This is a genomic window from Methylobacterium sp. B1, assembly GCF_000333255.1.
Taxonomy (GTDB): Bacteria; Pseudomonadota; Alphaproteobacteria; order Rhizobiales; family Beijerinckiaceae; genus Methylobacterium; species Methylobacterium fujisawaense.
In genome coordinates this window covers 1-23,058 of the sequence record NZ_BACT01000669.1, presented here as the reverse complement: position 1 = coordinate 23,058, position 23,058 = coordinate 1, and the positions used below count along the sequence as shown (strand labels likewise).

Annotated in this window: 20 protein-coding genes and 1 pseudogene; 19 read left to right on the top strand and 2 right to left on the bottom strand. The window is 71.7% G+C overall.

Features of this window, described 5'->3' with window-relative positions; all coding sequences use genetic code 11:
* Nucleotides 1–9 precede the first annotated feature (9 nt).
* From I53_RS19825 to I53_RS19780, 10 genes are all read left to right on the top strand, one after another.
* A complete protein-coding gene (locus I53_RS19825; protein WP_043353867.1) occupies nucleotides 10–1,002 on the top strand; it encodes a cation diffusion facilitator family transporter in 993 nt (330 codons plus the stop codon).
* A complete protein-coding gene (locus tag I53_RS19820; protein WP_043353865.1) occupies nucleotides 999–1,847 on the top strand; it encodes a shikimate dehydrogenase in 849 nt (282 codons plus the stop codon). Before I53_RS19825 ends, I53_RS19820 begins: the two co-directional genes overlap by 4 nt.
* Nucleotides 1,844–2,482, top strand: a complete 639-nt coding sequence (coaE, locus tag I53_RS19815) for a dephospho-CoA kinase (RefSeq protein ID WP_043353864.1) — start codon at nucleotides 1,844–1,846, stop codon at nucleotides 2,480–2,482. The genes I53_RS19820 and coaE overlap by 4 nt, the downstream gene beginning before the upstream one ends.
* A 66-nt stretch (nucleotides 2,483–2,548) precedes the next feature.
* A complete protein-coding gene (locus I53_RS19810; protein ID WP_043353881.1) occupies nucleotides 2,549–2,764 on the top strand; it encodes a hypothetical protein in 216 nt (71 codons plus the stop codon).
* A gap of 71 nt (nucleotides 2,765–2,835) precedes the next feature.
* Nucleotides 2,836–3,558 (top strand): DNA polymerase III subunit epsilon, encoded by a 723-nt coding sequence (gene dnaQ, locus I53_RS19805; RefSeq protein ID WP_043353861.1) that lies wholly within the window; start codon nucleotides 2,836–2,838, stop codon nucleotides 3,556–3,558.
* 201 nt (nucleotides 3,559–3,759) lie between these two features.
* A complete protein-coding gene (locus I53_RS19800; RefSeq protein ID WP_051044910.1) occupies nucleotides 3,760–4,989 on the top strand; it encodes a PHB depolymerase family esterase in 1,230 nt (409 codons plus the stop codon).
* A 127-nt stretch (nucleotides 4,990–5,116) separates the two neighbouring features.
* Entirely contained in the window at nucleotides 5,117–6,013 is an 897-nt protein-coding gene (locus tag I53_RS19795; protein WP_043353860.1) for a TIGR01459 family HAD-type hydrolase, read from the top strand.
* A gap of 220 nt (nucleotides 6,014–6,233) precedes the next feature.
* A complete protein-coding gene (locus tag I53_RS19790) occupies nucleotides 6,234–6,632 on the top strand; it encodes a DUF350 domain-containing protein (protein ID WP_043353858.1) in 399 nt (132 codons plus the stop codon).
* Between the two features lie 7 nt (nucleotides 6,633–6,639).
* Nucleotides 6,640–7,335 (top strand): DUF1190 domain-containing protein, encoded by a 696-nt coding sequence (locus I53_RS19785; protein WP_043353857.1) that lies wholly within the window; start codon nucleotides 6,640–6,642, stop codon nucleotides 7,333–7,335.
* Nucleotides 7,335–8,495, top strand: a complete 1,161-nt coding sequence (locus tag I53_RS19780; protein WP_043353855.1) for a glutathionylspermidine synthase family protein — start codon at nucleotides 7,335–7,337, stop codon at nucleotides 8,493–8,495. Before I53_RS19785 ends, I53_RS19780 begins: the two co-directional genes overlap by 1 nt.
* A 19-nt stretch (nucleotides 8,496–8,514) precedes the next feature.
* On the opposite strand, the gene I53_RS19775 is transcribed toward I53_RS19780, so the two are convergent.
* Nucleotides 8,515–9,111: a hypothetical protein gene (locus I53_RS19775; protein ID WP_043353854.1), complete on the bottom strand. Its 597-nt coding sequence runs from the start codon at nucleotides 9,109–9,111 to the stop codon at nucleotides 8,515–8,517.
* A 376-nt stretch (nucleotides 9,112–9,487) separates the two neighbouring features.
* Here I53_RS19775 and I53_RS19770 point away from each other — a divergent pair, with 376 nt between their 5' ends.
* Nucleotides 9,488–10,447: a YiiG family protein gene (locus I53_RS19770; RefSeq protein ID WP_051044909.1), complete on the top strand. Its 960-nt coding sequence runs from the start codon at nucleotides 9,488–9,490 to the stop codon at nucleotides 10,445–10,447.
* 12 nt (nucleotides 10,448–10,459) lie between these two features.
* Here the strand turns inward: I53_RS19770 and I53_RS34095 are convergent, their stop codons facing one another.
* A complete protein-coding gene (locus tag I53_RS34095; protein WP_051044908.1) occupies nucleotides 10,460–11,233 on the bottom strand; it encodes a hypothetical protein in 774 nt (257 codons plus the stop codon).
* Nucleotides 11,234–12,055: 822 nt separating this feature from the next.
* On the opposite strand from I53_RS34095, the gene I53_RS19760 reads away from it, so the two are divergent.
* From I53_RS19760 to I53_RS19725, 8 genes and pseudogenes are all read left to right on the top strand, one after another.
* Nucleotides 12,056–12,634, top strand: coding sequence for a peroxidase-related enzyme (locus tag I53_RS19760; RefSeq protein ID WP_043353852.1), 579 nt, complete (start codon nucleotides 12,056–12,058; stop codon nucleotides 12,632–12,634).
* Nucleotides 12,635–12,711: 77 nt separating this feature from the next.
* Nucleotides 12,712–13,641, top strand: coding sequence for an AEC family transporter (locus I53_RS19755; protein ID WP_043353851.1), 930 nt, complete (start codon nucleotides 12,712–12,714; stop codon nucleotides 13,639–13,641).
* A 213-nt stretch (nucleotides 13,642–13,854) separates the two neighbouring features.
* Nucleotides 13,855–16,110 carry an ATP-binding protein gene (locus I53_RS19750; protein WP_043353849.1) on the top strand — a complete coding sequence of 752 codons (2,256 nt, stop codon included), beginning with the start codon at nucleotides 13,855–13,857 and terminating at the stop codon, nucleotides 16,108–16,110.
* A 1-nt stretch (nucleotide 16,111) separates the two neighbouring features.
* Entirely contained in the window at nucleotides 16,112–16,573 is a 462-nt protein-coding gene (locus tag I53_RS19745; protein WP_043353847.1) for a response regulator, read from the top strand.
* Nucleotides 16,570–18,297, top strand: a complete 1,728-nt coding sequence (locus tag I53_RS19740) for a response regulator (protein WP_043353846.1) — start codon at nucleotides 16,570–16,572, stop codon at nucleotides 18,295–18,297. The genes I53_RS19745 and I53_RS19740 overlap by 4 nt, the downstream gene beginning before the upstream one ends.
* A 200-nt stretch (nucleotides 18,298–18,497) precedes the next feature.
* On the top strand, nucleotides 18,498–19,628 hold the full coding sequence (locus I53_RS19735; protein ID WP_081948730.1) for an FAD-binding domain-containing protein: 1,131 nt from the start codon (nucleotides 18,498–18,500) through the stop codon (nucleotides 19,626–19,628).
* 88 nt (nucleotides 19,629–19,716) lie between these two features.
* Entirely contained in the window at nucleotides 19,717–20,283 is a 567-nt protein-coding gene (locus tag I53_RS19730) for a heme-binding protein (protein WP_043353843.1), read from the top strand.
* A gap of 290 nt (nucleotides 20,284–20,573) precedes the next feature.
* Nucleotides 20,574–23,058: pseudogene (locus I53_RS19725) on the top strand (TonB-dependent receptor); the annotation flags it as partial.

Below are 23,058 nucleotides of genomic sequence, written 5' to 3'. Positions count from 1 at the left end.
AGCCTCCCCTTGGCCGGGCATGACCATTCTCACGACGGCCATTCCCACGACGGCCACGCTCACGGAGGCCATTTTCACGGAGGCCATGCCCATGGCGGCCACGCGCACGCGCCGAAGGATTTCGGCACGGCCTTCGCCATCGGCATCGTCCTCAACACCGCCTTCGTGGTGATCGAGGCGGCCTACGGCTATCTCAGCAACTCCATGTCCCTGGTGGCCGATGCCGGCCACAACCTCTCGGACGTTCTGGGCCTCGCGGCGGCCTGGATCGCCGCCCTGCTGGTGCGCCGCCGCGCCACCGCGCGCTTCACCTACGGCTATCGCGGCTCCTCGATCCTGGCCGCCCTGTTCAACGCCGTGGTCCTGCTGATCGCCATGGGGGCGGTGATCTGGGAGGCGCTGGTCCGGCTGGTCCATCCGGAGCCGGTCGCGGGCACGACCGTGATGGTGGTGGCCGCGGTGGGAATCCTGGTCAACGGCCTCACCGCGTGGCTCTTCGTGAGCGGCGCCAAGGGCGACATCAACGTCCGCGGGGCGTTCCTCCACATGGCGGCCGACGCCGCCGTCTCGGCCGGGGTCGTGATCGCGGGCCTCGTGATCCAGCTCACCGGCTTCGCCTGGCTCGACCCGGCGGTCAGCCTCGTCATCGCGGCTCTGGTCGTCTGGGCGACCTGGGGCCTGCTGCGCGACAGCGTGGCGATGTCCCTCGACGCCGTGCCGCCGCAGATCTCTCCCGATGCCGTGACAGGCTTCCTCCTCGGACGGCCCGGCGTTGCCGGCCTGCACGACCTGCATATCTGGCCCATGAGCACCACCAGCATCGCCCTGACCGTCCATCTCGTGATGGCGGAGGGGCATCAGGCTCACCGCCACCCCGGCAACGGCTTCCTCAACGAGACCGCCGAGGGCCTGCGCACCCGGTTCGGCATCGGCCACGCGACGTTGCAGATCGAGGAGGCCGGCGGCCCGGCCTGCCGCCACGCGCAGGATTGCGCGGCATGAGCGTCGCGAATCCCCGCGCCTTCGTGGTCGGCCACCCGATCGCCCATTCGCGCTCGCCGCTGATCCACGGTTACTGGCTCGCCGCGCACGGGATCCCGGGCTCCTACGAGCGGCTCGACGTGCCGCCGGCGGCGTTTCCGGACTTCATCCGCGCCCTGCCGGATTCGGGCTTCCGGGGCGGCAACGTCACGATCCCCCACAAGGAGGCGGCCTTCGCGCTGGCCGACACCCTGACGCCGCGGGCCAAGGCGATCGGCGCGGTGAACACCCTGGTGGTCGAGCCCGACGGGCGGATCCGCGGCGACAACACCGACGCGCCGGGCTTCTGCGCCCATCTCGACCACACCTTAGGCGCAGCCTGGCCGGCGCGGGCGGGCGGCACCGCCCTGGTGCTCGGCGCCGGCGGCGCCGCGCGGGCGATCGTGGTCGGGCTGGCCGAGCGGGGCCTGCGGCGCATCTGGGTCGCCAACCGCACCGCGGCCCGGGCCGAGGCGGTGGCGGCGCTCGCGCCGGGCATCGGCGCGGCGCTCGCCTGGGACGACCTGCCGGCGGCGCTCGCCGGGACCGGCCTCCTGGTCAACACCACGTCCCTCGGCATGAAGGGCCAGCCGCCCCTCGCCATCGACCTGTCGCCCCTGCCGGCGGAGGCGGCCGTGGCCGACATCGTCTACGCACCCCTGGAGACGGAGCTCCTCGCGGCGGCGCGCCGCCGGGGGCTCGCGGCCGTGGACGGGCTCGGCATGCTGCTGCACCAGGCGGTGCCGGGCTTCGAGGCGTGGTTCGGCCCGCGCCCCGCCGTCACCCCGGCGCTGCGCGACCGGATCGTGGCGGATCTCGCCGGATGACCCCGAAGGCCGGATCCGGACCCGTCATCCTCGGGCTCACCGGCTCGATCGGCATGGGCAAGTCCGCCACCGCCCGGATGTTCGCCGACCGCGGCGTCCCGGTTCACGACGCCGACGCCGCGGTCCACGCCCTCTACGGGCCCGGAGGCGCGGCCGCCGCGGCGATCGGCGCGGCCTTTCCCGGCGTGCTCGACGGCGACGGCGGCGTCGACCGGACGCGGCTGCGCGCCGCGGTGCTCGACGCGCCCGACCGGATGGCGGCGCTGGAGGCCATCGTCCATCCCTTGGTCCGGGCGGCCAGCACGGACTTCCTGGCGCGGCACGCGGCGGCGCCGCTGGTCGTCCTCGACATCCCGCTCCTCTACGAGACCGGCGGCGCGGGCCGCTGCGACGCGGTCGTGGTGGTGAGCGCCCCGCCCGAGATCCAGCGCGCCCGGGTGCTCGCCCGCTCCGGCATGACGGAGGCGGCCTTCGCGGCGATCCTGGCCAAGCAGATGCCCGACGCCGAGAAGCGCGCCCGGGCGGATTTCGTCATCGACACGAGCCGGGGTTTTCCCGCCGCCGAGGCCGAGGTGGCGCGGATCGTCGAGCGCCTCACGGCGCATCGTGCGGAGCCGCACCACGGCACCGGATGACACGCCCGCGCGGATGAATATCTGCGGTTGCGTTCCGGGGGGAACACGAACGGCAGGATGGACGTGATGGCGCGGCACTCCGGCGGGATGGATCCGGTCCGGTCCGGCGGCCTCGGGGCCGCGACCCTTCTCGTGCTGCTGGCGGCCATGCCCGCGCAGGCCCAGTACGCCGCCAGCTGCCCCCCGCCGAAGAAGTTCGCGGCCGGCGCCTGCGTCACCGCCTGTCCGGGCGGCTACGAGGACCGGGGACCCGTCTGCGTCTACCGCAACACGTCCCGCTGAGGCGCACGGGAGCTTAACCCCTCCGCCTTATCCGGCTAGGGTCCGCCCCCACCCCGCGAGTCGCGAGACCCATGCTGCGCGAGATCGTCCTCGACACCGAGACCACCGGCACGGAGGCGAAGGGAGGCGACCGGCTGATCGAGATCGGCGCGGTGGAACTCCTCAACCACATCCCCACCGGCCGGAGCTTCCACCGCTATTGCAACCCGCAGCGGGCGGTCTCCGAGGGGGCGTTCAATGTCCACGGCCTGTCCGACGCGTTCCTGGCCGACAAGCCGGTCTTCGCGGAGATCGTCGGTGAGCTGCTGGCCTTCCTGGCCGACGGACGCCTCGTCATCCACAACGCGCCTTTCGACGTCGGCTTCCTCAACATGGAATACGCCCGGCTCGGCGCGAACGCCCCGCCCCCGATCCGGCTGGAGGACGTGGTCGACACCCTGCCGATGGCCCGGCGCAAGCATCCGGGCGCGGCCAACAACCTCGACGCCCTCTGCAGCCGCTACGGCATCGACAACACCCGGCGCACCAAGCACGGGGCGCTCCTCGACGCGCAGATCCTGGCCGAGGTCTATGTCGAGCTCCTCGGGGGCAAGCAGACCAGCCTCGGGCTCTTGGACGCGGAGCAAGCCGCCCCGGTGGCCGGATCTTCCGTCCAGGCCGTGGCCCCCGTGGCGCCCCGTCCCTACCGGAGCCGTCTTACCGATGCGGAGCGCGCCCGCCACGACGGCTTCCGCGCGAGCCTCGGTCCTGCCGCGATCTGGGCCGACTATATCGGGGCGGACGATCCCGTCTGATCCGGCGGTCTGATCCCTAAGCCTGCTGCGCGGCGCCGACGGTTGTCGCATTGCACAGGGGCGTTTATTGCAATGCACAAAACATCCTCGACACATCATCTCGCAGGATGGTGAGGGTCGGCTCATGCGATGCCCGCGCGGTGGCGCAGGCGCATCGGGTCCGGCCGTGACAGAGACATTGAGGCAGTGAGGCGCGCACGCATGACCGAGAATTTCGGCAGTCGCGACGGACAGCGCGACGACAAGACCGGCCTGTCGCCCTTCGCCGACATGATCGAGGCCACCCGTCTGACCGGCCTCGGCCGGCTCGAGGAGGCGACCGCCCTGATCCAGCGCAGCCTTGCCGGCCAGAGGGCCGCACCCGCTGAACACGCGTCGACAGACTCTTCCCCGCACCACGCCGATCCGTCGGCCGTGCCGCAGATTCCCGCAGCGGAATCCGGGACGCGGATGCGCGAGGTGGTGGGGCAGGTCGTGCGCGGTCTTGCACCGGTGCTGAAGGGCCTGGGCAACCCGCTGCGGCACCCCGCTCCGCCGCCCGCCGACCGGGGGGGCGGGACCGGGGGCCGCTTCGTCGCCCTGACCCATGCGGAGCCCGCCGGCACCCGCGAGTACAAGCTGTTCATCCCGAGCCATCCGGACGCGGCCGCGCCGCTGATCGTGATGCTGCATGGCTGCACGCAGAATCCGGACGATTTCGCCGCCGGCACCGGCATGAACACCCTCGCCGAGCGCGCCGGCGTGTTCGTGGCCTACCCGGCCCAGAGCCGTCAGGCCCATGCCCAGCGCTGCTGGAACTGGTACGAGCCCCGGGACCAGGGCCGGGGCACGGGCGAGCCGGCGATCATCGCGGGCCTCGCCCGCGCCATCATGGCGGAGCACCCGATCGACCGGGCCCGGGTCTACATCGCCGGCCTGTCGGCGGGGGGCGCCGCCGCCCTGAACATCGCCCGCGCCTATCCCGACCTCTTCGCCGCCGTCGGCGTGCATTCCGGCCTCGCGGCCGGCTGCGCCCGGGATCTCGGCTCGGCGCTGATGGCCATGCAGGTCGGCGCCCCGGGCCTCGGCACCGCCACGGCTTTCGGCAGCCCGGCCCCGGCCACCCGCGTGCCGACGATCATCTTCCACGGCGAGGACGACGGCACGGTGAGCGTGCGCAACGCCGATCAGGTTCTGGCCCAGGCGCACGTCGCCGGTCTGATCGCCCGGTCCGAGACCTTCGAGGGCCGCGGCCACCCCTTCACCCGCACCCGCTACCGGGACGAGGCGGGCCGGGTCGTGGTCGAGGATTGGCGGGTGCGCGGCGCCGGCCATGCCTGGTCCGGGGGCCGCCCCGACGGCAGCTACACGGACCCCGAGGGGCCCGACGCCTCCCGGGCGATGCTCGACTTCTTCGCCGAGCACCGGCTGGGACCGGCCCGGCGCCCGTAAGGGGTTTCCCCAAGGGCCGCGCACTCTGGCGGGTTGTCAGGGCGCGGCCCTGCTGTATCGCAGGGCTTTGCCCTGCACCCACAAAAGGTCCCGGACCTTTTGAATCCAGGATCTTCCAGGACCTTCCATGACCGCGACCGCCACCCCCGCGCCGATCCCGACCCTCCAGGGTCTCGCCGAGGTCGCCGACCGGTACGACCTGATCCTCTGCGACGTCTGGGGCGTGCTGCATGACGGCCAGAAGGCCCACGAGGCCGCCGGCGAGGCGCTGATCCGCTTCCGTGGCCGTCCGGGGGCGCGGCCCCGCCGGGTCGTCCTCGTCTCGAACGCGCCCCGGCCCGGCGACGGCGTCGGCCGCATCCTCGACCGGTTCGGCGTGCCGCGGGAGGCCTACGACGCGATCCTGACCTCGGGCGACCTCACCCACGACCTGATAGCCGCGCGCCCGGGCGCGCGGATCCGGCATCTCGGACCGGAGCGCGACCTCGGCATCTTCCAGGGGCTCGACCTCAGCCTCGTCCCGGAATCGGAGGCCGACCTCGTCGTCTGCACCGGCCTGTTCGACGACCGCAGCGAGACCCCGGACGATTACCGGCCGGAGCTGGAGCGTCTGGCCGCCCGCGGGCTGACCATGATCTGCGCCAATCCCGACCTCGTCGTGGAGAGCGGCAACCGCCTGATCCCCTGCGCGGGCCTGCTCGCGGCGGCCTATGCGGAGATCGGCGGCCCCGTGGTCTATGCCGGCAAGCCGCACCGCCCGGTCTACGAGGCGGCCCTCGCCAAGGGGGCGGCCCTCACCGGGGCCCCGGTGGATCCGGCGCGGGTCCTGGCGATCGGCGACGCGATCCGCACCGACATCGCGGGCGCCCGCGGCTTCGGCATCGCCAGCGTGCTGGTGGCCCGGGGCATCCACGCGGAGGAACTCGGCGTCACGGCCGCGCATCACCGCCTGGGCGACGTGGCCGAGTGGCTCGGCCGGCAGGCGGTGCATCCGGACGGGGTGATCGAGCGGCTGGTCTGGTAGCGCCCTTCCGGACCTCGGCGTATTGCCGTCAGTCCAACTCTCTGAAATCCGCGACAAGCTTGACACCGCGCGGGAAATTGCGTGGATTTGCGGGCGTGAATCGATCCCGCGTCCAACAATCAGCCCCGACATTCGCTTCGCTCGTCATGCGATTCGACCGGGAGACCTGTCCGGCTGCGGTGCTTTCGACGATCGGGGCCGGTGAGACGGCGGGTCTTGCGTGACCCTGGTCTCCGGACTGCCGGACTTCCTGCTCTATCTCGGCACCGCGACCGGACTGATCGGCCTCTACCTGCTGATCTACACCCTCGCCACCGCGCATAACGAGGTCGCGCTGATCCGCCGGGACGTGACGGCTGCGGCCATCGCGCTGGGCGGAAGCCTGCTCGGCTTCACCCTGCCGCTGGCGGTGGCGATCTACAATGCGCGGTCCCTGCTCGACTGCCTGATCTGGGGCCTGATCGCCCTCGTGATCCAGATCGCGATCTACTGGCTCGTGCGCCTTGCGGTGCCGGACCTGTCGCGGCGCATCGAGGAGGATCGCGCCGCCGCCGCGCTCCTCCTCGGCGCGGCCTCGCTGGCGGGCGGCGTCGTGAACGCCGCCGCGATGACCTATTGAGCGGCCGGTGACGGAGACCGCCCCCGCCCCCGCAGCCGTCGGCGCGCCCGAAACCGGTTTCGCCGCCGCCCGCCGCTCCAAGCGCTCGGCCGCCGTGTCGCTGGTTCTGGTCGCGGGCGCCGGCGCGGCCGCCCTGACCCTCGGCGGCCTCGACCCGTCCCAGCGGGAGGAGGAGGCGCTCGTCTACGGGACGCTCGGCGCCTGCATCGCCCAGCAGCTGCGCAGCGCCGATGCCTGCATCGCCGCCTACAAGACCGCGCAGGAGGCCTACGCGGCGACGGCGCCGCGCTACGAGACCGAGGCCGATTGCCAGCGCCACCACGGGACCGGCGGCTGCACGCCGGGCGGGCCGGTCACGGAGGCCGCGCGCGGCCGCTACCTGCCGGTGATGGCCGCCTTCCTGATGGGGCGGTCGGACGCGCAGGACCTGCCGGTCCAGCCGCTCTACCCGCACGCCCCCGAAGAGGAGCGCGACGCGGCGGAGGCGGGGACGGCCGGACATGGGGGCGGCTACTGCACCGGCACGGGCGGCCGGGTCGCCTATGCGGGCGGCGTCTCGCGGGTCCATGTCCCCGCCTCGGTCGCCCGCACCACGAGCACGACCCCGCGCACGATCAGCCGCGGCGGCTTCGGCGGCACCGGGCGGGCGACGGCGTTCTCCGGAGGCTCGGGCGGCCGCACGGGCGGTTTCGGAGGCGGCTGATGCGCCGGGTGGCGATCCCGGAGCGGCCCGACTGGCGGCTCCACGCCGCGCGGGCCGGCTTCGCCTTCCACACGTTCGACGGCGCCCCCTACTGGGATGAGACCGCCTACTACGCCTTCAGCCTCGCCGAGATCGAGGACGCCATCGAGGCGCCGAGCGCCGCGCTGCACGAGCTCTGCCTCGCCTTCGTGGACCGGGCGGTCCGCGACGAAGCGATTCTCGCCGCGCTGCGGATCCCCGAGCATGCCTGGGACGCGATCCGGGCGAGCTGGGAGCGGCGCGACCCCAGCCTGTATGGGCGCTTCGACTTCAGCTACGGGGGAACCGGGCCGGCGAAGCTCCTCGAATACAACGCCGACACGCCGACAGCGCTCTACGAGAGCGCGGTCTTCCAGTGGCTGTGGCTGGAGGACGGGCTGGCCCGGGGACGCCTTCCCGCCGGCGCCGACCAGTTCAACACCCTGCACGAGGCGCTGGTGGCGCGCTTCGCCGTGGTGGCGCCCCCGGAGGGCGTCGCCTTCGCGGGCTTCCCCGACGCGCCGGAGGATCGCGGGACGCTGGCCTATCTCCAGGATTGCGCGCTCCAGGCCGGCCGCGCCGCCCCCTTCCTGCCGGTCGAGGCGATCGGGCTCGCCGAGGACGGGCGCTTCGTGGACGCGGCCGGTGCCCCGATCGGCTGCCTGTTCAAGCTCTACCCGTGGGAATGGATGTTCGCCGACCCGTTCGGCCGCGCGGTCGGCACGGCATCGACCCGGTTCCTGGAGCCGCCCTGGAAGGCGGTGCTCTCCAACAAGGGGATGCTGGCGCATCTCTGGGCGATGGCGCCGGGCCATCCCAACCTGCTGCCGACCTATTTCGAGGAGGACCCGGCCAAGGCCGCGCTGGGCCGGAGCTTCGTGAGGAAGCCCCTCTGCGGGCGCGAGGGCGCCAACGTGCTGATCGTGCGCGACGGCGCCGTCGCGGCGCGCGACGAGGGTCCCTATGGCGGCGAAGGCTTCGTGCGGCAGGCCCTGGCCGCGTTGCCCGATTTCGAGGGCCGCCGCGCGCTGGTCGGCAGCTGGATGGTCGGCGATCGACCCGCCGGCCTGTGCCTGCGCGAGTCGGACGGCCTCATCACCACCGACCGGGCCCGGTTCGTCCCGCACCTCATCGCGCCGTGACCGCGGCCCGGGTCGCCGGTCACCGGCCCAGCGCCGCGAGTTCCCGCCGCATGTTCGACCGCGCCGGCCCCTCCAGCTCCGCCCGGGCCCGGTCGGTGACGAACAGCGGCCGGCCGGATGCGAGGGCCCCCCGCAGGAAGGCCGCGCGCCCCTGCCGGTAGGCGGCCTCGCCCACGACCGGGACGAATTCCCGCGCCACGCCCGCGGCGTAGCCGTCATAGGCGGCTCGGGCCGCCCCGAGGATCGCCATGTCCAGATCGAGGAAGAGCGCGACGTCCGCGGCGAGCGCGGCCGGGAGACCGTCCGGGACGGCGTGCCGCTCGGTCGCCAGGATCATCGTCTCGGCCGCCGCCAGCGTGGGTGCCGGGACCGCGCCCTCCAGCAGCACCCGCAGGAGCGCGGCGCTGCGGCGCTCGTTGTCCGGGGCGCCCGGCTGGTAGACGGCGTCGTGGAACCAGATCGCCACTTCCACCGCGTCGGGATTCCGGACGGTCGCGCGGTGGGCGCGAAACGCCTCCAGGAGCGCGTCGATATGCGCCTGGCCGTGATAGACGCGCTGCGGCTCGGCCAGCCGGGCACGCAGGTCAGCCAGGATGCGGGGATGGCCGTCGAGCATCGTCCGATCCTCTATCCGATCCGCCTCCGCGGGACGAGACGGGACCGCACCGATCCGGGTTCGTCGATGGCCCGTCCGCGCGCGGTATATCGAGCAACGTCCGGCCTGTCGTGGCCCGCCCCGGCGCAAATCCTGACATCCGCATGCGCCGCCCGGTTCAAGCGGCGCTGTGCGTCCGAAGGCTGAATCGGTCGCGTCCGGCGAGACCATCGTCTCCACATCCATGATCAATCATGCAATCTTCGATTTTGCGCAATGCAATGCCGTTGTCCGTGACAGGGTCTCTACTGGACGGATGACACCGGTTATCGCATCTGGTCTTCACGCCGGGCGCCGGCTACACGGGCTGAACGAATCCGGAGGATCCCCCGCGCCCATGAGAACGAGGACCCTGACAGCGACCACGTGGCTGGTTCTGACGACGCTGCTCGCCGCCGCCCCGGCTCGCGCACAGGCCCCTACCTCCGCCCCCGCCCCGGCGGGTCAGGCGTCCAAGCCCGATGTCGATCCCGCGCAGGAGACGATCCGCAAGCTCAACGCCTATGTCGGGCTCCTCAACCGCACCCTGCGGGCGCAGGAATCGCTCAGCCGCTATCAGAGCTGGGTCAACATGAAGACCGGCCCGACCGGCCGCGAGCGGATCATCTACGGCCTCTACGGGCTCTACGATGTCCGCGGCGAGATCGCGAAGGCGGAGGCCGCGACGGCGCAGCCGCCCGCGATGCCGAACCTCGACGGCGCCATGACGCGCTACATCGCCGCCTACCAGGCCCTCGCGCCGACGATCACCGAGGCGGAGGGCTATTACGAGCGGCAGGATTACCGCGCGGACAAGATGGAGCAGGGCAAGGCGCTCCACGCCAAGCTCGCCGTCGCGGGGCCGGCCTTCCTGGCGGCGCGCGCCCAGGTCGACGCCGCGCTGCGGGTCGAGAAGGAGAAGAGCGACGCGCTGGAACTCGCCGCCATCGAGGCGCGGGAGGGCCGCAAGGCGCGCTGGCACGTCGCGAACGTGATGACCGAGGCGCGCAAGGTCATGGACCTGCTGCCCACCGACGCCAAGCCGGTCGTCGACATGGCGGCCTTCGAGGCCGCGCTCGGGCGCTACGCCGTCGCCGTGAAGGACCTGGACGGGTACAGCGCCGCCAACCCGAACGCCTTCCACGTGTTCGAGAGCCGGCCGCGCGCATTGCTCGGCAAGCTGCGCGAATTCGACGCCAAGCTCGCCAAGGCCAAGGGGGATGCCCGCCGCGGCGCCGGGCGCGACGTGACCTGGATCGTGAACGACTACAACACGATGGTCTCGACCGCGCAGACGGCCACGACCTTCTCGCGGTGATCGGGGGCGCCGTCAGCGGCTGTCCCGGCCCGGTTCCGTCAGCCGCAGCGAGGTCGCGGCCGTGGTGACGGCCGCCTGCCGGCGCGCCCGCTCGGCCACGGGATAGCGGATGCGCAGGGTGACGAAGGCGCCGCCGCGCCCGCCCGCCCGGAGGGTCTTCCGGTACAGGATGCCGTCGGCGGTCGTGCAGGAAAACACGATCCAGCCGGGCTTGCGCGCCCCGTATTCGGGCGGTTGCCGCAGGCAGGTCTTCCGGTCCGCGGCCACGACGGCGTCGAGATCCTGGTCGAGCCCGTCGTTCAGGCCCGACACCGTCAGGTGCAGATGGCCGTCGGCCGAATGGAAGGCCTGCCCGTCGCCGTTGTCGGGCGGCGGCTCCGCGACGAGGTCGGCGGGAACGTCGATGGAGAAGCCGAAACGGGCATTGACCACGTGCCGGAGCGCGGATGTGTCCGACAGCGCCCCGCTCCAGTCGCGCCGGACCTGCGCGATCCGCGCGGTATAGACCCGCGCCAGGCAGGCGGCATCCGGGCAGGCATCGCGGATCCGCGTGCGCCAGCGTGCGTGGTCCGCACCGACGGTGTCGATCGCCCGGCCGGTCTCTCCGTCGATCCCACGTGTCTCCGCGGCGATCCTGTCGAACAGGCGCCTGAGTTCGTCGTCCAGCCTCGTCAGAGCGGGGTCGGCACAGATCAGCGTCTCGACCCGGCTCCGGCTCCCGGCGCAATCCGGAGCCGCCTGCGCGGCGGACGCGCCCGCGCTCAGGCCGAAGCCGAGCGCCAGCACGGGGCACGCGGCCCGCCATCGCCGCGGCCGGAAGGTGGGGCGCTCCGCGAACGCCGCTCTCGGCGAGGCCTGACCGGAAGCCCGGGCGGGACCGGGCATCGATCCGCCGCCTGCCGGCCGTGATCGCTTCGGCGGAGGCGTCTTCCGTCGCAGCACAACATCCTCCCTCCAGCGCGCCGCCACATCCCGGAACGGGCCAGGGCCGGGAGCCCGGGTCACCGGATCGTCGGCGGACCGAACGAAAGCTTTCGGGCAGAGTTGAGGCCGACCGTGAGGCCCGCGCAGGGTCGAGGCGGAGTGAAAACGCTGCCGTCGGCGTCGCCTGCGCACCCGTGTGCCCGGCCTGGCGGATGTCGTCCCCCGACCCGGGCGCGCGATACAGGGGCACGCGGCGAAACCACCGGACATTGATTCCCGGAGATCGTTCTCCATGATCTGTCGGACGGTTTCGTTGACAGATTTATTTGCCAAAACAGAAAGGCATCGCTCAACGAACTGTCGATGATCGAGGGGCACCGGCTGCCGCTCCTTGCCGCCCGGTCAAGGCTGCGTCGCGCGATCGTGCCGTCGGCCGGATCTTCGCGGTGACGCATGCCGGCAGCCCCGACGAGCGGGAGCGCCGCACAGCATCCCGCGATCGTCGCACGACGGCATCCCTGCGAGACCGATCCCGGGACCCACGTTTCACCCGGTCTCGATCGGAAGCGGCCAGTCCGGTGCGCGCGGCCGCGATCGATTGCGCTGAGGAGACCGTTCGGTCTATCGCCTGCGCAGGACGGCCGGCGGCCTCGGGCGCCGGCTCGATCCGCGAGGAGCGCGCCCATGTCAGCCGCACACGCCCCGATCGGCCGCTTCCCGATCCCCCGCCTGGAGGATCTGCCGGCCGACATCCGCGCGCGGATCGAGGCGGTGCAGGAAAAGTCCGGCTTCGTCCCGAACGTGTTCCTGGTGCTCGCCCATCGCCCGGAGGAATTCCGAGCCTTCTTCGCGTATCACGACGCCCTCATGGACAAGCCGGGCAACCTGACCAAGGCCGAGCGCGAGATGATCGTCGTGGCGACCTCGGCCATGAACCAGTGCCAGTACTGCGTGATCGCCCACGGTGCGATCCTCCGGATCCGCGCCAAGGACCCGCTGATCGCCGATCAGGTCGCGATCAACTACCGCAAGGCCGACCTCACCGATCGGCAGAAGGCGATGCTCGATTTCGCCATGCTGGTCAGCCAGTCCGCGCATCTCGTGGGGGAGGCCGCGTTCGAAACGCTCGGGGCGCACGGCTTCGACGACGCGGATGCCTGGGATATCGCCGCCATCGCGGCCTTCTTCGGCCTGTCGAACCGGCTGGCGAACGTGACCAGCCTGCGGCCCAACCCGGAATTCTACATGCTGGGGCGCGGCTGACGGCATGGCCGTCCCGCCAGCGCCGCGGCGCACCTGACCGGCGCAGCTGAAAGCGACACCGCCTTGGACCCTCTCCCGTGACCGGCGCGGTGCTGCTCGCCCTGTTGCCGATCGTGATCCTGACCGCGCTGGGACTGGCCCTGCGGCGGCGTGGTTTCCTGGCCGAGGGCTTCTGGCCGCAGGCCGAGCGGCTGGGCTACTTCGTGCTGCTGCCGAGCCTGTTCTTCCACGGCCTCGCGACGGCGCGGATCGAGGCCGTGCCGGTCGGCGCCCTCGCGCTGACGCTGATCCTGTCGACCCTCGCCGTCGCGGTCCTCGTGATCGTCCTGAGGCCGTGCCTGAGGCTCGACGGACCGGCCTTCACCTCGGTGTTCCAGGGCAGTGTCCGCTTCAACAACTATGTCGGGGTGACGCTGGCCGCCGGATTGTTCGGGCCGCAGGGCATCGCGCTGGCGGCCATCTGCAACGCGGCGATCGTGCCCACCGTCAACATCCTCTGCGTGCTGGTCTTCGCCCGGCACGGCACGGTGCGGCTGACGCCGCGCGGCATCGCCCGGCAACTGGCCACCAACCCGCTGGTGGTGTCCTCGCTCGGCGGAATCCTGGTCCAGGGCCTCGGCCTCGGTATTCCGCCGGGGCTGGAACCGGCCCTGCGGGCCCTCGGGGCCGCGTCGCTGCCCCTCGGCCTGCTCTGCGTCGGCGCGGCGCTCGACTTCGGCACCGCCCGGCACTGGGCGGGGCCCGTGCTCGCCGCCTCGACGATGAAGTTCATCGCCATGCCGGCGGCGACGGCTCTGGCGGCCCTGTGCCTCGGGCTGCACGGCCCGGCGCTGACCACCGCCCTGCTCTTCCAGGTCCTGCCCACCGCCTCCTCCGCCTACATCCTGGCCCGGCAGCTCGGCGGGGACGCCCCCCTGATGGCGGGGATCACGGCGGCGCAGACCGTGCTGGCCCTGGTGGCGATGCCCCTGGTCCTGATCGCCCTCGCCGCCTGGGTTCCGCTCTAGGCTCCCGGCGCGCCGCCCGGCCCCGTCGTGCGACCTGGCGTCGCGCGCACATGGCGGATCCGGTCGCCGTGCCCTTCGGCCACCCGGCACCGGCCTCCCGCGCGGACGGTTAAGCCGCCTGTGCCAATCCTTTAGCCCTATAGGAGCGGCACGGTTCGGCTGTTAACACGCTTTAAGTTTTGCGGCCGACCCGGTGAGGAGGCGAACCCCGGCTTGAACCTACGAAGCGGCGCGGCTCAGCGTCTTGATGTGACTGCGTGCGATCGCGAGCCCATCCATATCGTCGGCAGCGTCCAGCCGCACGGATTCCTGCTCGGGCTCGACGCCCGGTCCCTCGCCATCGTCCAGGCGAGCGCCAACGCCCCAGCGGCGGCGGCGGTCGGGACCATCCTCGACGCGGCTCTGCCCGACCTTGCGGCCGTCGTCCGGCACCATCTGGCGGCGGCGGAGACCCAGGACGGGGCCCTCTATCTTCGCACCGTCACGCTGGAGACCGGCAGCGGGCGCCAAGCCTACGAGGTGGCGGCCCACCGGGTCGATGACCTTGTGGTGGTGGAACTGGAGGAGATCGACGCGGCCGCCGCCGACATCGGCGTCGACCTGCTCACGCCGCGCCTGCGCGCCTTCGTCGAACGCCTGCACACCGCCAGAACCGTCGAGGACCTCTGCCGGTTCGTCGCCGAGGACATCCGCCAGATCACCGGTCTCGACCGCGCCCTGGTCTACCGGTTCGACCGCGACTGGCACGGGACGGTGCTGGCGGAGGCCGGGAACGGCGTCCTGCCCTCCTACCTCGACCTGCGCTTCCCGGCCTCCGACATCCCCGTCCAGGCGCGCGAACTCTACCGCCGGAACCGCCTGCGCATCATCCCCGATGCCGGCTACGTCCCCGTGCCGATCCGGCCGGCCACCACGCCGTCCGGCCGGCCCCTGGACCTCAGCCAGTCGGTGCTGCGCTCGGTCTCGCCGGTCCATGTCGAGTACATGCGCAACATGGGCACGATGGCGTCCATGTCGGTATCGATCCTCGTCGACGGCGCGCTCTGGGGCCTGATCTCCTGCCACAACCGCGCGCCCAAGCGCGTGCCCCTCCAGGCGCGCAACGCCTGCGACGTGCTCACCCAGATCTTCGCGCTGCAGCTCTCGGCCCGCGAGCGCGGCGCCCAGTCCGAGAGGCGTCTGGCCCTGGGCGCCGTGCAGGCGCGCCTCCTCGGCTTCATGGCCGAGGAGGACAGCTTCGTCGACGGCCTGCTCAACCATCCCGACGACGTCCTGGCCCTGGTGGACGCGACCGGCGCCGCGGTGGTGACGGCGGACCGCTGCCGGCTGCTCGGGGCCACGCCGACCGAGCGCGAGATCCGTGGCCTGTACCGGTGGCTGTCCGCGCGCGAGGAGGCCGAGGAGGTCTTCGTCTCCGAAGCCCTGTCGGAGGCGTTTCCGGCGGCCGCGGCCTTCGCCGGGCGGGCGAGCGGTCTCCTGGCGGTCTCGGTCTCGAAGAAATACGCGAGTTACATCCTCTGGTTCAGACCCGAGGTCGTGCGGACGGTGAAGTGGGGCGGCAATCCCGTGAAGGCCGTCGAACCCGATCCGGACGGCGGCCCGGACCGGCTGCACCCGCGCAAGTCGTTCGAGATCTGGAAGGAAACCGTGAAGGGCCGCTCCCTGCCCTGGTCCGACCCGGAGGTGGAGGCCGCCAAGGACCTGCGCGCCTCGGTGCTCGGCATCGTGCTGCGCCGGGCGGAGGAACTCGCCGCCATGAGCGAGGAGCTGCAGCGCACGAACAAGGAGCTGGAGGCCTTCTCGTACTCGGTCAGCCACGACCTGCGCGCGCCCTTCCGCCACATCGTCGGCTACGCGAACCTGCTCAAGACCCGCGAGGGGGCCCAACTGTCCGACAAGGGCCGGCACTACGTGGAGACGATCATCGAGGCGGCCTTCTCGGCCGGAACCCTGGTCGACAGCCTCCTGAGCTTCTCGCAGATGGGCCGGCACGCCCTGAACAAGGTCTGGGGCGACATGAACGCCCTGGTCGAGGAAGTCCGCCGCAAGGTCCTGCGCGACGTCACCCCCGACCGGACCATCCGCTGGGAGATCGCCCCGCTCGGCCGCGCCTATGCCGATCCGGTGATGCTGCGGCTCGTCCTCGAGAACCTGCTGTCGAACGCCGTGAAGTACACCCGCGACACCGCGGAGGCGGTGATCGCCGTGGGCAGCCTGCCGCCCCGGGACGGGGAGGCGGTCTACTACGTCCGCGACAACGGCGCCGGCTTCGACATGGCCTATGTCGACAAGCTGTTCGGCGTCTTCCAGCGGCTGCACCGGGTCGAGGAGTTCGAGGGCACCGGCATCGGTCTCGCCAACGTCCGGCGCATCGTCGAGCGCCACGGCGGGCGGACCTGGGCCGAGGGAACGCTCGGCCGGGGCGCCACATTCTACTTCACCCTGCCCATCCGGGAGGAGGCGCACTGAGATGGCAGGACTGAAACCCATCCTCCTGGTCGAGGACAATCCGAACGACATCGAGCTGACGCTCGCGGCCCTCGAATCGAGCCAGCTCGCCAACGAGATCGTCATCTGCCGCGACGGCGCCGAGGCCCTCGACTTCATCTACTGCCGCGGCGCCCACGAGAAGCGGCAGGCCCAGGATCCCGCCGTGGTCCTGCTCGACCTGAAGCTTCCCAAGGTCGACGGCCTGGAGGTGCTCGCCAAGATCAAGGGCGACCCGGTCACCCGCAAGACGCCCGTGGTCATGCTGACCTCGTCCCGCGAGGAGACCGACCTGGTGCGCTCCTACGACCTCGGGGTGAACGCCTTCGTGGTGAAGCCCGTGGGCTTCGAGGAGTTCTTCGCCGCGATCAAGGAGATCGGGGTGTTCTGGGCCCTCCTCAACGAGCCGCCGCCATACCGGGGAGGCTGGCCATCGAACGCGTGATCGGACGTTCCGCGGGCCCGCTGCGCATCCTGCATCTGGAGGACAGCGATCTCGACGCCGAGCTGATCGAGGCCGAGCTGGAGACGCTCGGGCATCCGGTCGAGATCGAGCGGGTGATGACGCGCGACGCCTTCGCCCGCGCGGCGGTGCCCGGCCGGTACGATCTGATCCTGGCGGACTACGTCCTGCCGACCTTCGACGGGGTGAGCGCCCTCGGCATCGCCCGGGCGCAATGCCCGGACACCCCGTTCATCTTCTGCTCGGGCACGCTGGGCGAGGACGTGGCCGTCGAGGCCCTGAAGAACGGCGCCACCGACTACGTCGTCAAGCAGCGCCTCGACCGGATGCCGCGCACCATCGTCCGGGCGCTGGCCGAGGCGCGGGCGCGCGCCGAGAAGCGCGAAGCCGAGGCCGCCCTGCAGGCGCTCAACGAGACCCTGGAGGCGCGCATCGCCGAGCGCACCCGGGAACTCGCCGCGGCGAACGACGCTCTGCAGGCTCAGATCGTCGAACGCGAACGGGCGGAGGACGCCCTGCGGCTCGCCCAGCGCCTGGACGCGGTCGGGCAGCTCACGAGCGGCGTCGCGCACGACTTCAACAACCTGCTCACGGTGATCGCCGGCAACATCGAGTTCCTGGAGCGCGCCGTCTCCGACGCCCGCTCGAAGCGCCGCCTCGACATGATGCGCGGGGCCGCCGAGCGCGCCGCCCGGCTCACGGCACAGCTCCTCGCCTTCTCCCGGCGCCAGCGCCTGGAACCCACCCCGGTCAGCCTGAACCAGACGGTCGCCTCGATGCGCGACCTGCTGCAGAGTTCGATCGGCGGCGCGGTTCGCATCGAGACCGCGCTCCAGCCCGATCTGTGGCCGGCCCTGGTCGACGCCACCCAGATCGAGCTCGTGATCCTCAACCTCGCCATCAACGCCCGCGACGCGATGGCGGTGGGCGGCCGGCTCGCCATCGAGACCGCCAATGTCAGCGTCACCGGGGCGCCGACGCGGCCCGAACAGCCGGCGCCCGGCGCCTACGTCATGGTGGCGGTGAGCGATACCGGCACCGGGATGACGCCGGACGTGCTGGCCCGGGTGTTCGAGCCGTTCTTCACCACCAAGGAGGTCGGCAAGGGGTCGGGTCTCGGGCTCGCCCAGGTCTACGGCTTCGTCAAGCAGTCCGGCGGCGGCATCCGCATCGACACGGTCGCCGGCGAGGGCACCTCGATCAAGGTCTACCTGCCCCGGGCCGCGGAGGCGAAGGGGGACGCACCCCGCAATGCCGCCGCGGCCGAGGCCGCGCGGATGCATCCGCCCGGAAGCGGCCCCCGGCTCTTGGTGGTAGACGACGACGCCGAGGTGCGCGAGGTGACGACGACCCGCCTGACCGAGGCCGGCTACGCGGTGCGCGAGGCGGCCTCCGGCCTGCAGGCCCTGGCGGCCCTCGAAGCGGATCCGGGCGTCGACCTCGTCGTGATGGATTTCGCCATGCCCGGCATGAATGGAGCCGAGACGGCTCTGGAGATCCGGAAGCGCTGGCCGACGCTGCCGGTGCTGTTCGTCACCGGCTTTGCCGACACCACCGCCCTGACGAAGGCCGGGGCCGTCGGCAGCGACGCGATGGTGCTGAAGCCGTTCCGGGTCGGCGAGCTCGAGGGCAAGGTCGCCGCCGCCCTGGCGGCCCGCCCGCCGGCGCAGCTCCGCCTGATCTCGGGCCGCGACCGGAGCGCCTGAGGCGTCCTCGACCCGGGCCGTGGCCATCGGACGGTCCACGTCGGCGAAAGGCTGCCCCCGGCAGTCGGCGCTGCGACCGGAGCGGGGTGTCTGGCCCTGCCGGTGGTGCCGGCCTCCGGCTACACCCACGCCCGGGCCGAGATGGGGGATCCGCGCTTTCGCGCAGCTGCCAATCGCGGCACGGGGCCTAGATCAGGGTCATGCCCCCTTCGCGCCCCATGACCCGCGCCGCCGGCCTCGAGGCCCTGGCGACATTCCTGACCGGTCCCGGCGCCGCCTACGCGGCGTCCCGGAACACGGATCGCGGCCCCGGTGCGACGCCGACGACGTCGGTTCTGTCGCCCTACCTGCGCCGCCGGCTGCTCACCGAGGAGGAGGTCGCCCGGGCCGCGCAGAGCGCCTTCGGCATCTCGGGCGCGGAGCGTTTCGTCTCCGAGGTGTTCTGGCGGACCTACTTCAAGGGCCACCTCGAAACCCATCCCGGCGCCTGGACCGGCTATCGGGAGGGTCTGGCGGCCGCACGGATGCGCCTTGCCGCCGAGCCCGGCCTGCGCCGGACCTACGAGCGGGCCGCCGCGGGGCGCACGGGCCTCGACGGCTTCGACGCCTGGGCCGGCCAGCTCGCCGAGGAGGGCTGGCTGCACAACCATGCCCGCATGTGGTTCGCCTCGATCTGGATCTTCACCCTGCGCCTGCCCTGGGAGCTGGGCGCCGACCTGTTCCTGCGCCACCTGCTCGACGGCGATCCGGCCAGCAACACCCTGTCGTGGCGGTGGGTCGCGGGCCTCCACACCCGGGGCAAGCCCTACCGCGCCCGGCGCGACAACATCCGGCAGTACACGGAGGGCCGCCACGATCCCGCCGGGCTCGACGAGGGGGCCGCGCCGCTGGAGGAGGACATGCCCCCGCGGGAGGTGCCCCTCGCCCCGGCCGACACCCCGCCGGACGGGGCGATCGCCCTGCTGCTGCACCTCGACGACCTTCATCCCGAGAGCCTTCCCCTCGGACCGGCCCGCGTGGTCCGCGTCGGCGGCCTTCTCGCCCACGCGGAGGGGGCGGTCGACCGGGTCCGCGCGGCCGACGCGGCGGCGCTGGCGGATGCCCTGACCCGGGCGCAGGCGCAGTTCGGCTGCCCGGCCATGCCCGTGCAGGACGGCTGGGCCGGCGACCTGCCCGTGGTGACGGCCTGGGCGCCGGCAGGCCCCTCGGCGGAGGTGCTGCCGCGGGATTGCCTCCGGGTCCGCCGCCCCTGGGATTCGCGGGCTTGGCCCCTCGCGAACCGCGGCTTCTTCCGCCTGCGCAGCGCCATCCCCGGCCTGATGGAGGCCTGACGCCGCAGATGGTCGGCGGCAGGCGCCCCCGACGCCATGTTCCCGGGACCGCGGGGCGACGCCCGCGCCCGCATCCGGAGCTTCCGCCATGGACAGGGTCCTGTACGTGCTCGTCACCCTCGTGGAATCGGTGCTCGGGATCTTCGGCGTGCGGGCGCTCTACGAGCAGCCCGCCTACACGGTGGTCGAGCGTCTCGACCGCGGGGTCGAGATCCGGTCCTACGCGCCGCGCCTGGCGGTCGAGACCGATTCCCGCGGCCAGGGCGACGGCGAGGCCTTCGGCCGGCTGTTCCGCTACATCACCGGTGCGAACCGGGGGGGCGACCGCATCGCCATGACGGTCCCGGTGGAGCAGGACGGGGCCGGCACGATGCGCTTCTTCCTGCCGCGCGCGGTGGCGGCGGCCGGGGCGCCCGCGCCGATCGAGCCGGGGATCCGGCTGGTCGAGATCCCGGCCGAACGGATCGCGGCGTTGCGCTTCTCCGGCCGTCTCACCCCGGAGGCGCGGGCCGCACAGGCGCGCATCCTCGCCGACGTGCTGGCGGCGGCGGGACGGAGAACCGAGGGCGCGCCGTTCGTCATGGGATACGATCCCCCCTTCGCGATCCCGTTCCTGCGCAGGAACGAGGTGGCCGTTCGGCTGGCCTCCCCGTGAGCCGGAGGCGGCGACGGGGGCCGGTCCCGGCCGGCATCCCGATGGCCCGTCGCCGAACTTCCCGATTGCGTAATATTCCTGGAAGTTACTTCCAAATATGCCCGAAGATCCCGGACGATCGTTCGATGATGTTATATCTACGCAACACTGTGCGTCATTCGATGGTCTTTTCCGGCACGGGCAGGGATTAAACAAAACGTGAATTGCGACCCGAACCCGACCCGAGATCAGTGACGCTCACGCAGCCGACGGGAAGCGGCGCGAGCCTTGAATTCAGGTTGGGGGAAGATATGCACGCCCTACGTGGCAGCTTGATCGCGTCCGTGGCCCTGTTGCCCGGTGTCGCGCAGGCTCAACAAGCCGTCACCCTCGGTGAGATCAGCGTCGTCTCGACGTCGCCGGTGGGGGCGGGCGGCGGCAATTCCAGCGGCGCCCAGACCCTCGATACCCTCGCCCAGACCGCGCCGACGCTGCCGGCTCCGGCCGGCGGGGTGCGCCTTCGGGGCTCGGAGCAGCCGCTCAACAAGATCCCCAGCACCGTCGAGACCGTCACGGCGCGGCAGATCGAGATCGACCGGGGCTCCGACAACGTGATCGCCACGCTGGCGCGGCAGACGCCCGGCGTGAACCTCAACGATTCGCAGGGCAATTCGAACCCGGTCGATCTCAGCTATCGCGGCTTCACCGCCTCGTCCGTGCAGGGCGTGCCGCAGGGGCTCGCCGTCTATCAGACGGCGTGCGCATCAACGAAGCCTTCGGCGACGTCGTCAATTTCGACCTGATCCCCCCGCAGGCGATCCAGCGGATCGACGTCGTCACCGGCAACCCGGTCTTCGGCCTCAACGCCATCGGCGGCGCGGTCAACATCCAGATGAAGAACGGCTTCACCTGGCAGGGGACCGAGATCTCGGCCTGGGGCGGCTCAGACGCGCGCACCGCCGGCTACCTGGAATACGGCAAGGTCTCCGGCCCCTGGAGCTTCTATTTCACGGGCGACGGCCTGAACGACCGCGGCTGGCGCTACCAGAGCCCGAGCACGATCGGCCGCCTCTACGCGGATCTCGGCTACCGCTCCCAGGATTCGGAGTTCCACCTGATCGGGCTCGCCGCCCGCAGCTTCTACGGCGCCGCCGCCGCGACCCCGGTGGACTTCACCCACCGCGATCCGCGGGCGATCTTCACCTACCCGCAGACCCAGACGACGCAGGTCGGCACGATCCAGCTGACCGGCCGGGTGGACATCTCGCCGACCTGGGATCTCGCCGGCAACGCCTACTACCGGCGCTTCAGCGAGAACTACGTCGACGGCAACCAGGGCAACTTCGAGAATTGCAGCAGCCGCAGCAGCTTCCGGGGCTCGCTCTGCTACCAGGACGACGCGTTCAACGTGAACGCGCCGCCCACCAGCCAGGTGGCGGCCCGCCGGGCCTACGCCAACCAGTTCGCGATCCTGGGCCTGAACAACCGGACGATCCCGTTCCTGCGGAACATCCCCTACGGCACGATCGACACGACCCTGACCGAGGCCGAGTCGTATGGTGGCTCGCTGCAGGCGGCCAACCGCGACCGGATCTTCGGCCTGAACAACGCCTTCGTGGTCGGCGGCAGCGTCGACGCCTCAACCTTCGCGTTCAAGTCGTCCAGCCAGCTGGGCGTGATCAATCCGAACCTGTCGATCACCGTCGACCCGAACAACCCGTATTACGGCACCATCCCGGGGCTCGGCACGCCGGACATCCGCACCCTCGGGGCGATCGGCCTCGCGCCCAGCTCGGTGACCGGCTCGACGCTGTATCTCGGCCTCTACGCCACCGACACGCTGGACCTCACCGACCGTCTGTCGCTGACCGGCGGCTTCCGCCTCAACTACGCCCGCATCCAGACGCGCGACCAGACCGGCTTCTCGCCGGACGTGACCGGCGTGCACGAATACACCAAGGTCAACCCGCTCGCGGGCCTGACCTACCAGTTCGACCCGGCGGTCAACCTCTACGGCAGCTATTCGGAATCGAACCGTGCCCCGACCCCGCTGGAGCTGTCCTGCTCCAGCCCGACCCAGCCCTGCCTGCTGCCCAACTCGCTGGTGGCCGATCCGCCGCTCAAGCAGGTCACCGGCCGGACCTACGAGGCCGGCTTCCGCGGGGTGATCCCGAGCTTCCTGTCGGGCGGCGCCCTGACCTACAAGGCCGGCGTCTACCGCACCGACCTGAGCAACGACCTCTATCAGGTCGCCGTCGCCGGCAATGCCGCCAGGGCCTACTACATCAACGTCCCGGCGACCCGGCGCCAGGGCATCGAGGTCGGCGCCGAATACGCCGTCACCCCCGACCTGCTGGTCTACGCCAACTACGCCCTGGTCGACGCGACCTTCCAGTTCAACGCGACCCTCTCGTCGCCCAACAACCCCCTGGCCAGCACGGGGGCGACCGGCGGTGCCGTGGGCGGCGACGTGATCCCGAACGGCGGCATCCGGGTGCGGCCGGGCGACAAGATCCCGCTCATCCCCGATCACCAGATCAAGGCGGGCTTCGAGTACAACATCACCCCGAACTGGCGCTTCGGCCTCAACGTCTCGGCCTTCTCGTCGTCCTATTTCCGCGGCGACGAATCGAACCTGAACCGCAAGTTGCCGGCCTACTACGTGATGAACCTGACGACGAAGTATCAGGTCACCAAGAACCTGGAGATCTTCGGGCTGATCACCAACCTGACGAACAACCGCTACGCCACCTTCGGCACCTTCGCCGAGACGGGGGCGGTCGCCGGCAACCTGTC

Coding starts and splice junctions, on each gene's coding strand:
- I53_RS19820 (WP_043353865.1), top strand. CDS start 999: ATGAGCGTCGCGAATCCCCGCGCCTTCGTGGTCGGCCACCCGATCGCC.
- coaE (WP_043353864.1), top strand. CDS start 1,844: ATGACCCCGAAGGCCGGATCCGGACCCGTCATCCTCGGGCTCACCGGC.
- I53_RS19810 (WP_043353881.1), top strand. CDS start 2,549: ATGGCGCGGCACTCCGGCGGGATGGATCCGGTCCGGTCCGGCGGCCTC.
- dnaQ (WP_043353861.1), top strand. CDS start 2,836: ATGCTGCGCGAGATCGTCCTCGACACCGAGACCACCGGCACGGAGGCG.
- I53_RS19800 (WP_051044910.1), top strand. CDS start 3,760: ATGACCGAGAATTTCGGCAGTCGCGACGGACAGCGCGACGACAAGACC.
- I53_RS19795 (WP_043353860.1), top strand. CDS start 5,117: ATGACCGCGACCGCCACCCCCGCGCCGATCCCGACCCTCCAGGGTCTC.
- I53_RS19780 (WP_043353855.1), top strand. CDS start 7,335: ATGCGCCGGGTGGCGATCCCGGAGCGGCCCGACTGGCGGCTCCACGCC.
- I53_RS19775 (WP_043353854.1), bottom strand. CDS start 9,111: ATGCTCGACGGCCATCCCCGCATCCTGGCTGACCTGCGTGCCCGGCTG.
- I53_RS19770 (WP_051044909.1), top strand. CDS start 9,488: ATGAGAACGAGGACCCTGACAGCGACCACGTGGCTGGTTCTGACGACG.
- I53_RS19760 (WP_043353852.1), top strand. CDS start 12,056: ATGTCAGCCGCACACGCCCCGATCGGCCGCTTCCCGATCCCCCGCCTG.
- I53_RS19745 (WP_043353847.1), top strand. CDS start 16,112: ATGGCAGGACTGAAACCCATCCTCCTGGTCGAGGACAATCCGAACGAC.
- I53_RS19735 (WP_081948730.1), top strand. CDS start 18,498: ATGCCCCCTTCGCGCCCCATGACCCGCGCCGCCGGCCTCGAGGCCCTG.
- I53_RS19730 (WP_043353843.1), top strand. CDS start 19,717: ATGGACAGGGTCCTGTACGTGCTCGTCACCCTCGTGGAATCGGTGCTC.